We start from the raw sequence: 12,022 nt of genomic DNA on the forward strand, positions 1-12,022 counted from the left end.
AAACCGTGCGTACAGTGAACCCATGAGCAAAATCGACTACCACCGCCAGACCGTCATCGTCACCGGCGCCAGCTCCGGCCTCGGCGCCGAATTCGCCCGCCAGCTGGCCCGCCGCGGCGCGAACCTCGTGCTGGTCGCCCGCCGGGCGGACCGGCTCGAGAGCCTGGCCGCCGAACTCACCCGCGCCCACGGCGTCACGGTGACCACCGTCGCCCGCGACCTCGGCAAGCCCGACGCCGGCCGCACGCTGCGCGCCGAGCTCGAGTCCCGCGGCATCCACGCCACCGGACTGGTCAACAACGCCGGCTTCGGCACCCACGACGCCTTCAGCGACGAGGACCCCGACCGCCTGCAGAGCATGATCACGCTGAACATCAGTGCGCTGGTCGACCTCAGCCGCGCCTACATCGACCCGCTGACCTCCGCCGACACCGGCATCCTGATCAACGTCGCGAGCCTGCTGGGCTTCCAGCCGACCCCCTACATGAGCGCGTACGGCGCCACCAAGGCCTTCGTCCGCAACTTCACCGAAGCGCTGTGGGAGGAGGCCCGTGGCACCAACCTGCGCGTCCTCGCCGTGAACCCCGGCGCCACCCGGACCGAGTTCTACGACGTCGCCGGCGGCACCGCCGACTACGGCACGAAGCGGACCACCCCCGAGCAGGTGGTGAAGATCGCCCTCGACACGCTCGACCGCCGGTCCGCGCCCCCGTCGGTGGTCACCAACGGCAAACCGGTCGCACTCCTCGGAAGGCTTCTGCCGCGCCGCTCGATGGTCCGGCTCATGGGCTGGATGGACCGCCGCCAGCGCCCGCAGCACCACGCCCCCGCCACTCTCGTCAACAACCAAGGAACACGATCATGACCAGCACCGATGTCACGACGCAGCCCACCGACGCGGAGCGCTTCCAGCACATCCTCCAGGTCCAGCGCGCCGCCTACCTCCGCGACGGAGCGCCCTCCCTGGAGGCCCGGCGCAGCGATCTGACCAGGTTCAGGACGGCGCTGCTCGCCCGGCGCGGCGCCATCGAGGAGGCGATAGACGCCGACTTCGGACATCGCTCGCGGCACGAGAGCGCGCTGATGGAACTGGTGGGCGTCGTGCAGGGCATCGACTACCTGCACCGCAACCTTCGCCGGTTCATGCGCCCGACCCACCGTCACATCGAGCTGCTGCTGCGTTTCGGCAGCAACCGCATCGAGTACCAGCCGCTCGGCGTGGTCGGCGTCATCTCGCCGTGGAACTATCCGGTCAACCTGTCGCTGATGCCCGTCGTCACCGCGATCGCCGCCGGCAACCGCGTCATGCTCAAGCCGTCGAAGCTGACCCCGGCGACGAACGCGGTGCTCGCGTCGATGCTCAGCGAGCTCTTCCCTCCTGAGCAGGTCACGATGGTCAGCGGCGACGGCTCCGCGTTCTCCTCACTGCCGTTCGACCATCTCGTCTTCACCGGCAGCACCGAGGTCGGCCGTGCCGTGATGAAGGCGGCCAGCGACCACCTCGTCCCCGTCACGCTGGAACTCGGCGGCAAGTCCCCGACCATCGTGGCCAAGGGACACGTCCAGGACCAGGCCGTGTCCGACATCGTCTTCGGCAAGCTCCTCAGCGGCGGGCAGACCTGCATCGCCCCCGACTACGCCCTGGTGCACGAATCCGAGATCGACGCCTTCATCGCCACCTACGACAGGCTGGTGAAGGCGGCCTACCCCGACGGCCCCACCAGTGACGACTACACGTCGATCATCGACGACAAGCAGTACAGGATCCTCACCGACCTGATCGAGGACGCCCGCGCGCACGGGGCGCGGATCATCGAGGTCGGACACCGGCCGGGCGACGCGGCCCGCCGTCCCCACACCCTCGCGCCGACCGTCGTGCTCGGCGTCACCGACGACATGCGCATCGCCCACGAGGAGATATTCGGCCCCATCCTGCCGATCTTCGGCTACCGCGACATCGACGACGCCATCGACTACGTCAACGCCCGGCCGCGCCCGCTCGCCCTCTACTACTTCGGCGACAACGGCCCCGAGCGGCGCAGGGTCCTCGACCGCACGACCTCCGGCAACGTCACCGTCAACGGCACCATCATGCACGTCGCACAGGACGACCTGCCCTTCGGCGGCGTCGGCGCCAGCGGCATGGGCAAGTACCACGGCATCGAAGGCTTCCGCACCCTCAGCCACCCCAAGGGCATCTATGTACAGGGACGCTGGAACGCCACCCGCATGCTGCACGCCCCCTTCAGCAAGCGCACCGAACGTCTCCTCAACTTCTTCCTCCGATGAAGAAGGCACCACCAGCACCCGCAGGCAGAGAAGAGCACGACACCCACACGCACAAGTGCGGCCGGCCGTTCGTCGAGACCGATCGACGGATCGACGACATGGTGTTCACTCCGAGCCCTCCGCGAGGAAGCCACCGATGGCTGATCGACCTCGTTCTCGGCAACGCAGGGATGACCGCGCAGCCGGCGTTCGGGCATTGGGCGCCCAAGCCGTCACCAATTCCTGACCTGGGCCGAAACGGTGGCAGCCGCACACGACGGCGTCCGCCGGACACACTTCGGGCTCGGTGTGTGTCTCCGGACTACCTGCTGCCGGCCACGGTCGCAAAAGCGCACCGCGAACCCGAAGGGGAGATCACAGCCGGGCCCGCCACTGGGGCAGCAGACCTGCAGTGAGCGCGTGCGCCACTGCTGCCGGAGCAGGTTGGCGGGCCAACTGACGGCCTCGCCACTGCCGAGCGGCCAACGCAGGTATGCGCAGTCGCGCTGTCGCCGAAGGCGAGCCGGTCCACCAGTGCCGGTATCCCGCAGAGGCCGCCGCCACATCCGTTCCTTCGCGCACAACGAATGTGGGAGACGTGATCTCCTCGACTCCGCTCCCGCCGGGACCGGTGACAGCGCCCCGGATCATCAAGGGCAGTGCCAACGAGTCGTACCGGCCCCGATGACCGCCAGCCCGAACCGGGCTCCACGACCAAGGTAATGGGCGACTTGCAGGCCGATCGACCCCCACTGCCCGGTCGTACGCCGTGGGCTGTCAGCGGGTTTCGCCGGCGGCTTCGGAGTGCAGCGGAAGGCGGAGGGTGCCGGCGTGCGCCGCACGGAGGACCTCGAGTGCTTCTTCACGCCAGGCTCGTGCGGCGGGCAGGACCTTCGTGAACGCGGGCGAGGGGTGGATGTGACCGTGCTGGAGGGAGAACTGGGCGGGCACTCCTGCTTCGTTGAGCCGGTCGGTGTACGCCTGGCCGTCGTCGCGGAGCAGGTCGAACTCCGCGGACATGATGTACGCCGGTGGCAGGCCGGCGAGGTTGTCGGCGAGCAGGGGCGACGCGTAGGGGTGCGTGGGGTCGCCGTCTTTGCCGAGGTAGAGGGGGATGAGGCGGTCCACGTCCTGTCGGTGCAGCGCGTACTTCGTGCCGAGCTCCGGGTCGGAGTGTGACGGGAGGCTGCCGGTGAGGTCGAGTGCGGGCACTTCGAGGAGTTGCAGTGCGATGGCGGGGCCGTGTTCGTCGCGCAGCTTCAGCGTGAGCGCGGCGGCGAGGTTGGCGCCTGCGGATCCGCCGCCGAGGGTGATCGTGTTCGTGTCGATACCGAGTCGCTCGGCGTGCTGGATCGCCCATTCCAACGCGGCCTGGCAGTCCTGGAGTGGAATGGGGAACTGATGCTCGGGTGCCTTGCGGTAGTTCACGGTGATCACGACACACTGCGCGCCCACGGCGCGTTCGCGCCCGATGATCGCGGTACTGAGGCTGAGGCCCGATCCGGCGACCCATCCGCCGCCGTGCACGTACATGTGCAGCGGAAGTACTCCGTCTTTGACGGGGTGGAAGATCGCCAGTTCGATGGTGCCGCCTTCGACGGGGATGGTCTCGACGCGGTGTTCGGCGACATCGGGACCGGGCTCGGCGATCTGGCCGACGAGCGCTTCACCATTCGCTTCTTCCTGGGCGCGAAAGGCGGGGAAGTCGATGTCCTCGGGCAACGTGGGGAAGGGCAGGAACGGCACAAGTGCGGGATCGATGGGCATGGAGACTCCTGTTCGGGGTGCGCGAGGAAGGTCACGGGCAGGAAGGCAGTACAGCCGAGAGGATCTCCGCGCGTGTCGTCGTAGCCGGCTTGGGCGGTTGGAAGGCAGTGCAGGCGAACACCCTTGTCAGCTCGCCCGCATCACCGGCTTATGGCAGGTGCAGGACGCTGCGGGCTTGGGCGGCCATTTCGGATTCGCCGAGTACGTTCGGATGTCCGAGGGAGAGGGAGTTGGTCGTCACGACCGGTTCGACCCAGCGGACGCCGGGCGCTTCGCAGGCGTCGTGTCCGTTGGACGGGCCGCTCATGTCCACATAGATGGCTCCTGCGGCACCAGCCGCCCGACGGACGGCGTCGTTCAGGGTGGCCTGGATCCCGTGGACGTAGGGGATGTCGCCGACCGCGATCGGAAGCGTGGGGTAGCAACCGCCGGCCGCAGGGGCGATCCAGGGGTAGCCGAGGATGGCGACGCGGGCGTGCGGTGCTTTGGCCTTCACGGCCTTGAGCGCCTGGACGATCGCCGGGTAGGTGGTGCTGTTGATCGTGTCGGCGAAGCTGGAACCGTACTGCTGCTCGCAGGGGTTGCCTTGTCCGAGGGTGGTGGCTGAAGCGACGGTGCAGTCGTTCATCACGTTCGCGAAGACGTTGCTGTCGTTGCCGCCGATCGTCATCGTCACCAGCTGTGCTGCCGAAGTGACGGCATCGAGCTGGGGCGCGATCCCGATTCCTTGCGACGTCGTGAAGTTCGCGGTGGTCGCACCACTACAGGTGACATCGGTCAGGCTGGCGCCGGTCGCACGCGTGATGTCGTTGGCGTAGTTGGCGGTGGAGCGGACGCACGTCGGCGGCGCGGTCAGATCCAGCGGCAGATCTCCTGCTCCGGAACTGTACGAATCGCCCATCGCGACGTACGCCAGTGGAGCAGTGTCCGCACTGGCAGGAACGGCGACACCGGCGACCGCGATGAGGCCGGTGACCGCAGCCAGGGCGGCTACACCGCGACGGACGGTTGGCGCATTCAAAAGGGTTCTCGTCATCCTCGACACTCCATTGAACGATCAGCGCAAACACGAAGACGCATCCCACTGGTGTGGACGGAAGGCGAAGCCTCTTGGGCCCGGCAGGGGTCATCGCGCGATGCCGGTGGTGATCTCGCTCTGCCACTCGGGGTAGCGATGGCAGGCGACCGTCCGGCCGTCGGCCGTAGTCCGGGCCTCCGGTCGGGTCTGTCGGCAGCGTTCCTGGGCGACCGGGCATCGGGCGGCGAAGGGACATCCGCTGCCCGGCTGCGGGTCGCCGCCGTTCGCGAGTTCACCGGCCGCGGCGATGGCGTGGCGCTTGCGTTGGACGGCGGGGTCGGCGACCGGGGCGGCCAGCAGGAGTGCGCGGGTGTACGGGTGTGCGGGGTCCTGCGTGACCAGCCGGGTCGGTCCGGCCTCCATCACCTGCCCTCGGTACAGGACGGTGACGTCGTGGCAGATGTGCCGTACGACGGACATGTCGTGCGAGATGAACAGGTAGCCGACCCCGTGCTCGTCCTGGAGGTCCGCCAGGAGGTTGAGGATCTGGGCCTTGACCGAGAGGTCGAGCGCGCTGACCGACTCGTCGCAGATCACCAGTTGGGGCTCGGTCATCAGGGCACGGGCGATGGAGATGCGCTGGCGTTGCCCGCCCGAGAAGTCGCGCGGGTACTTCGCGGCGGCGGCCGGGTCCAGTCCCACGTCCTCGAGCATCTTCGCCGTGCGGCGCGCGATGGTCTCCCGGGACCGGATGCCCTGGGCCAGCATGGGCTCCGCCAGGCTGCGGCCCACGGTGTAGGAGGGGTTGAGGGAGCTGTTCGGGTCCTGGAAGACGGCTTGCAGCGAGCTGCCGAGCTTCCTTCTTTCCGCAGGCCTCAGGTGAGTTGTGTCCTGGCCGAGCAGACGCACGCTGCCGGACTGGGTGGGCGCGAGGCCCAGCACCGCCTTGGCGAGCGTGGACTTGCCCGATCCCGACTCTCCGACGAGCCCCATGGTCGTACCGCGCGGGATCGTCAGGCTGACGTCGTCGAGTGCCTGGAACAGGGGTTCTCGGCGTCGGCGTCTGAATCCCACGCTGACGTTGCGGACGTCCAGGGCGGGAGACTGCTCCTCGGTCATAGCGGTAGTACTCCTTCGCGGACGAGATCCTCGCTGCGGATGCAGCGCGCGGCCGCGTCCTGGCCGATCGGCAGTAGGGGGATAGGCCCGCTGGTGCAGTCCTCGCGCGCGTGGACGCACCGGCCGGCGAACCGGCATCCGGTGGGCCAGTCCCCGGGGGGCGGCACCCGGCCGGGCAGCGTGGGCAGACGTGCCCCCTCCTGCGCGGTGCTCGGATCGGCGGCCAGCAGCGCCGCGGTGTAGGGGAAGCGGGGCGCGTGGAACAGACGCTGGGCGGGGGCCTGTTCGACCACTTCCCCGGCGTACATGACGACGGCCCGGTCGGCGATGTCCGCGACGACGCCCCAGTCATGGGTGATCAGCAGGATCGCCATTCCGGTGCTCTGCTGCAGCTCGCGCAGCAGAGCGAGGATCTCCGCCTGCACGGTGACGTCCAGCGCGGTCGTGGGTTCGTCGGCGATCACGAGTTTGGGTCGGCCGGAGAGCGCGAGGGCGATGTTGACGCGCTGGGCCATGCCGCCGGAGATCTCGTGCGGGTACGAGGCGAGCACCCGGTCGACGTTGTGCAGCTTGACCTGGTGGAGCAGTTCGGCGGCTCGTGCGCGCGTCGCGGGTCCGGAGAGCCGTTCGTGACGGCGGACGACCTCCTTGAGGTGGCTGCCGACCGTGTGCGTGGGGTCGAGGCTGCCGAGGGCGTCCTGAGCGACGTACGCGATGCCGGAACCGCGGACGGCACGGTAGGCCCTGGGGCCGCCGGCCACGAGGTCCGTACCGCGGTAGAAGACCTCGCCGCCCGTGACGTCGACACCGTCCGGCAGCAGCCCCAGCAGCGCGAGGGCGGTCATGCTCTTGCCGCAGCCGGATTCTCCGACGACGGCGACCGTCTCTCCGGCACCGATGCTGAACGTCACGTCGCTGACCAAGGTGGTGTCCTCGCCGGACGTGCTCGCCGTCACGGTGAGTCCCCGCACGTGGAGCAGGCCGTCCTCCGGATCGGTCGACGGTGTCACCACCATCGGCCGCGGTGCCGCGTTCGTCCCGCGGCCGCGGGACGAACGCCGCCCGCGCGGTGCGGCTGTCCTGCGATCGAACGCCGTCTGCTCACCGATGGCATCGCCGAGCACACCGAACGCCAGCACGGTGAGGGCGATCGTCACACCGGGGGGAACGAGCAGCCACCCGTCCGAGGTGACGACGGTGGAGGCCTGGCTGATCATCTCGCCCCAGCTCGGCCGGTCGCCCGCGGACATGACGCCGAGGAAGGCGAGCGCGGCCTGGAAGCCGAGGCCGATGCCCGCGAACACCGACGCCTGGGCCAGGATCGGGCCGAGTACCCGGCGCAGCACATGGCCGCTCATGATCCGCCAAGGGCGTACACCGGAGACCCGGGCGGCGGTGACGAACAGTTCCTCGCGGACCACCAGCGTGGCGCCCCGCACGAGCCGGACGAGTCCCGGTGCGCCGAGCAGGCCCAGGGTGATCATGGCCGCGGTGGGGCTGGAGGAGAAGACACCGAGCACCACCAGGACGATGATGATCGCAGGGACGCCGAGAACCAGTTCGGCCGTCCGGCTGATCGCGGTGTCGAGCCAGCCACCCCGGTAGCCGGCGAGGATGCCGAGCGGCACACCCAGCAGCAGGAACACCGCCAGCGCGGTCAACGTGTTCACGAGCGCCGGGTTGATTCCGTACAGCAGGCGGCTGAGTACGTCGCGACCGACCGTGTCGGCGCCCAGCCAGTGCGCGCCCGACGGGCCGCTGAGCACGGTGCTCAGGTCCTGCTCATCGGGAGAGTAGGGGGCGATGGCGGGGGCGAACAGGCCGGCCAGTACCAGCAGAGCCAGGTAGGCCGTGGCCACAGCGCCCAGCGGGTGCCGACCGAGGAGGCGGCGCAGCCGATGCGGTCCAGGGGACGGCTTCGCCGGCTGCGAGGAGGCCTGCGAGACCTCTCTGTTCATGGACTTCGTCGTCGTCATGCCGTGCGCACCCTCGGGTTGACGACGTGGTAGGCCACATCGACGAGGAGGTTCACCGCGATGACGATCATCGTGAAGTACACGACGACTCCTTCGATCAGTGGCAGGTCGTGGGAGGCGGTTGCCTGGACGGCGGTGCTTCCCAGCCCGGGGATGGCGAAGATGAACTCCACGGCCACGGCCCCGCCGAGGGCGCCGACGAACACCGTGCCGATCACGGTGAGGACCGGGACGGCGGCGTTCTTCAGGGCGTGCCGGTAGACCACGGACCGTTCCGGCACCCCGGCCGCCCGCAGGGTGCGGACGAAGGGTTGGTCGAGCGCGGTCGCCACGGCGTCGCGGCTCTGCTTGGCGATCACGGCGGTGGCTGGCACCGCCAGGGTGACGACGGGCAGGACCAGGGAGTCGAACCACGCCGCCGGGTCCTCGGGCAGTGCCACATAGCCCGTGGGCGGGAAGAGCGGCAGCTTCACGGCGAACAGGACGACCAGCACGAGGCCCAGCCAGAAGTCGGGTATGGCGAGGCCGATGATCGATCCCGACTTGACCGCGTGGCCCAGTACGCCTCGCTGCGCGCCGCGGACTCCGAGCAGGATTCCGACGACGGCGGCGAGGAGGGTGGCGCCGATGATCAGCGACAGCGACGGCCAGAGCCGGTCGTCGAGTTGGGCGGTCACCGGCTGCCGGTTGATCAGCGAGGTGCCGAAGTCACCGTGCAGCGCCTTGGACAGCCACCGCCAGTACTGGACCCACAGGGGTTGGTCCAGGCCCAGTTCGTGGCGTGCGGTGTCCAGCTGCGCCTCGGTGGCGTTCTGCCCCAGCAGGGAGCGGGCGGCATCGCCTGGCAGGAGCGCCACGAGGACGAAGGAGACCGCAGAGGCCACGAGCGCGAGCGGGACGGCCCAGGCCAGTCGGCGCAGGACGAGCCTCAGCATCGGTCACCTCTGCTCACGGGCGTGCCCATCAGTTCTCCGGGCGCAGATCGGCGAACGTGGGAACCCCGGCGTTGGCCGTCGTGGCCTCCAGCCCGGTCAGGCCCTTGGCGAGGTAGTAGCTCAGCGGTGAGCCGACGACGGGAAGTGCCCATGCCTGCTTCTGGAGGTAGGCGTTGATCTGCTTCTGCAGCGCGGCACTGTCCTTCTCGTCCGCCGCGAAGTACTGCTTGTACAGCGCGTCGAGGTGCGGGTCAGACACGTGGAAGGGGTTGAACGGCCCCGTGGGATTGACGAAGCCGACGTGCAGCGTGGCCATGTTGGCCAGGCCGTACCCGATCACGGGGGCCGGATACTTCCCGGAGGTCATCGCGACGAAGTAGTCGCTCACGCTCGGCTTCGTGGTGATCTTGAGCTTGACGCCGACCTTCGAGAGCTGGCCGGCGACCGCCTGCGTCATCTTGTCGAGCCCGACGAGAGTGGTGTCGAGCACGGAGAGAGTGAACCCGTCCGGGTATCCGGCCGCGGCGAGGAGGCTCTTGGCCCGCGCCGGGTCGTAGGGATAGGTGGAGTCGAGAGAGGCTTCGTACCCGGCCTGTCCTGGGAGGGCGTACTGGCTGAGTGCCAGCTTCTCGTCGCCGTACAGCGCCTTGGCGATGGCCTTGCGGTCGACCGCGTAGTTCAGTGCCTGCCGCACCCGTACATCGCTCAGCGGCTTGCCCTGCCGGTCCGCGAGGTTGAGCCCGGTCATCGCCTGCGGCGGAGCCAGTACCGTGAGTCCGGCGCCCGCGGCCGCCTGGAGCGTGGTGGCATCGCCCATCGCCGCCTGGACCTGACCGGCCCGCATCGCCTGGATCATCGACGACGAGTTGGGGATGACGCGGATCGTCACCTGCTTGAAGTGCTGCCGGTCCTTGTTCCAGTAGTTCGGATTGGGGACGAAGGTGTAGTGGTCCGAGGCGACCGTCCGACTCGCGTCCAGCATGTACGGCCCTGCTCCGGCCGTCCCGTTGTCCAGCGACGCGGGCTTGGCCACCGCCTTCGGGCTGGCGATGTTCCCCACGCCGAACGCCTGGGCGAACGCAAACGTCAGGTTGGGGTCGGACGCGCGCAGCGTCAGCCGCACGGTCAGCGGGCCAGTGGCCTTGACGGACGCCACGTTGCCCAGCATGCCGGGCACACTGCCGGTCTTCTGGGCCCTCTCGTAGTCCAGGTACGTCTTCACCGCCTGGGCGTCGAGCGCCGTGCCGTCGCTGAACTTGACGCCCTTGCGCAGGGTCAGCTCGTAGGCGCGGTTGCCCTTGCCGACGTAGCCCCACTTGACCGCGAGGCCGGGGCCGAACGTGCCGTCGGGCCGCATGACCATCAGCGGGTCGTAGGCCCACTGGTAGAAGGAGCCGTAGGCGGGGTCACCGACCGCCGGGTTCAGGCTCGGCGGCGACAGTGGAGCGCCGAAGGTGAGGTCGTCGCCCACGCTCCCGGCAGCGCCCTTCGAGGACGCGCCCCCCGAGCAGGCGGTGAGGACCAGGGCGGTGGCGGCGACCAGGGCGACCGCCGCGCTGCTGCGCGGGCGGGGTGCCTGGAATCTGCGGTGAGACAGGCGAATGGACACGTTCATCTCCGGCGACTCTGAGGGAGTTTATCGATTTAGCAAACGCGAGATCCGCAACGAGGTGTGCGGGGTGCGCGTGGGAGGCGTCAAGGCGATCGGTGAAGGCCCGCCTGATGGTGCAGGAGGCCCGTTCGCGGCTCACGAACGTCGGGTATCCCGCGGTGGCGAGATCTCGGTGTACCTTGCTCAAAGGTTTTAGCAGGATGCGCCCGACCGGGCCCCTCGTCAAGACCCCGTTCTATGCTTCCCGAGCCCGAGCACCGGACGACGAGAGCCACACATGGAGGAGCCCATGCCCCAGCGGCGGGTGACACTGGCCGACGTGGCCCGGCGTGCGGGACTGTCCACGACCGCGGCCTCGCTGGTGCTGAACAAGCGGCCCGGGACCCGGCTGTCCGAGGACGCGCAGCAGCGTGTTCTCGCAGCCGCCGAGGAACTGGGCTACCGTCCCAACGCCGCGGCCCGCAGTCTCCGTACCCGCAAGAGCGCCACGATCGCCTTCGTGTCGGACACGGTCGCCACCACACGTTTCGCCGGGGACATGATCCGGGGCGCTCTCGACGCGGCACGGGAACAGGGCCATGTGCTGCTCATCGCCGAGACCCAGGGCAACGCCGATCTCGAGCGGGAGGCGATCGAGGCGATGCTGGACCGCCAGGTCGACGGCATCGTCTACGCCGCCATGTACAGCCGTAGGCTCGTCGTTCCGCAGGAGATTTTGGGCCGGCCCACGGTCCTGCTCAACGCCACCTCGGACGACCCGGTGCCCTCCGTACTGCCGGCCGACGAGCAGGCGGGACACGCCGTGGCCACCGCACTCCTCGACCACGGGCACCGCAGAGTCGCCGTGATCGGGCGCACGGAGGAAAAGGAGCGCGACCCGTGGAAGTCACTCGCCGTCGGCCCACGGCTCAAGGGCATACGGCGAGCCCTCGCCGACCGCCGCCTGAGGCTCGTCGGCGCCGAGTCCACCGCCGAATGGGAACCCTCGGACGGATATGAGGCCATGACCTCGCTGCTGGGGCGGGCCAACCCACCCACAGGGGTCATCTGCATGAACGACCGGCTGGCCCTCGGCGCCTACCAGGCCGTGGCCGAGGCGGGGTTGAGCATCCCGGACGACATCTCGGTCGTCTCCTTCGACGACGATCCCATCGCCACCTGGCTCCGCCCCGGGCTCACCACCGCCGCCCTGCCCCACGAGGACATGGGGCGACTGGCCGTGCGGCTGCTGCTCGACGAGGATCCCGGTCCGGGAGTGCGGTGGGTGCCGATGCCCCTGCAGGAGCGCGGTTCCATCGGCGCCCCCTCGCGCTGACCGACATCACCG

Annotated in this window: 9 protein-coding genes; 3 read left to right on the forward strand and 6 right to left on the reverse strand. The window is 69.2% G+C overall.

Annotated elements, in window-relative coordinates; all coding sequences use genetic code 11:
- The first annotated feature begins 22 nt into the window (after nt 1–22).
- Together ACFYRX_RS26020 and ACFYRX_RS26025 are read left to right on the forward strand one after the other, a co-directional pair.
- Nucleotides 23–865: an SDR family NAD(P)-dependent oxidoreductase gene (locus tag ACFYRX_RS26020; RefSeq protein ID WP_389104147.1), complete on the forward strand. Its 843-nt coding sequence runs from the start codon at nt 23–25 to the stop codon at nt 863–865.
- Entirely contained in the window at nt 862–2,289 is a 1,428-nt protein-coding gene (locus ACFYRX_RS26025) for a coniferyl aldehyde dehydrogenase (protein WP_389104149.1), read from the forward strand. Before ACFYRX_RS26020 ends, ACFYRX_RS26025 begins: the two co-directional genes overlap by 4 nt.
- A 756-nt stretch (nt 2,290–3,045) precedes the next feature.
- On the opposite strand, the gene ACFYRX_RS26030 is transcribed toward ACFYRX_RS26025, so the two are convergent.
- From ACFYRX_RS26030 to ACFYRX_RS26055, 6 genes are all read right to left on the reverse strand, one after another.
- Nucleotides 3,046–4,035 (reverse strand): alpha/beta hydrolase, encoded by a 990-nt coding sequence (locus ACFYRX_RS26030; RefSeq protein ID WP_389104152.1) that lies wholly within the window; start codon nt 4,033–4,035, stop codon nt 3,046–3,048.
- A gap of 148 nt (nt 4,036–4,183) precedes the next feature.
- The gene (locus ACFYRX_RS26035) at nt 4,184–5,071 is read right to left on the reverse strand and encodes an SGNH/GDSL hydrolase family protein (RefSeq protein WP_389104155.1); all 888 of its coding nucleotides are present in this window, start codon (nt 5,069–5,071) and stop codon (nt 4,184–4,186) included.
- A 90-nt stretch (nt 5,072–5,161) separates the two neighbouring features.
- Nucleotides 5,162–6,172: an oligopeptide/dipeptide ABC transporter ATP-binding protein gene (locus ACFYRX_RS26040; RefSeq protein ID WP_389104158.1), complete on the reverse strand. Its 1,011-nt coding sequence runs from the start codon at nt 6,170–6,172 to the stop codon at nt 5,162–5,164.
- Nucleotides 6,169–8,148, reverse strand: a complete 1,980-nt coding sequence (locus tag ACFYRX_RS26045; protein WP_389104160.1) for a dipeptide/oligopeptide/nickel ABC transporter permease/ATP-binding protein — start codon at nt 8,146–8,148, stop codon at nt 6,169–6,171. The genes ACFYRX_RS26040 and ACFYRX_RS26045 overlap by 4 nt, the downstream gene beginning before the upstream one ends.
- Nucleotides 8,145–9,083, reverse strand: coding sequence for an ABC transporter permease (locus ACFYRX_RS26050; RefSeq protein WP_389104163.1), 939 nt, complete (start codon nt 9,081–9,083; stop codon nt 8,145–8,147). Before ACFYRX_RS26050 ends, ACFYRX_RS26045 begins: the two co-directional genes overlap by 4 nt.
- Before the next feature lie 28 nt (nt 9,084–9,111).
- The gene (locus ACFYRX_RS26055) at nt 9,112–10,698 is read right to left on the reverse strand and encodes an ABC transporter substrate-binding protein (protein ID WP_389104166.1); all 1,587 of its coding nucleotides are present in this window, start codon (nt 10,696–10,698) and stop codon (nt 9,112–9,114) included.
- Nucleotides 10,699–10,984: 286 nt separating this feature from the next.
- Here ACFYRX_RS26055 and ACFYRX_RS26060 point away from each other — a divergent pair, with 286 nt between their 5' ends.
- Nucleotides 10,985–12,010 (forward strand): LacI family DNA-binding transcriptional regulator, encoded by a 1,026-nt coding sequence (locus ACFYRX_RS26060; protein WP_389104169.1) that lies wholly within the window; start codon nt 10,985–10,987, stop codon nt 12,008–12,010.
- Nucleotides 12,011–12,022 lie beyond the last annotated feature (12 nt).

This window comes from Streptomyces sp. NPDC005374 (genome assembly GCF_042872225.1).
GTDB lineage: Bacteria > Actinomycetota > Actinomycetes > Streptomycetales > Streptomycetaceae > Streptomyces.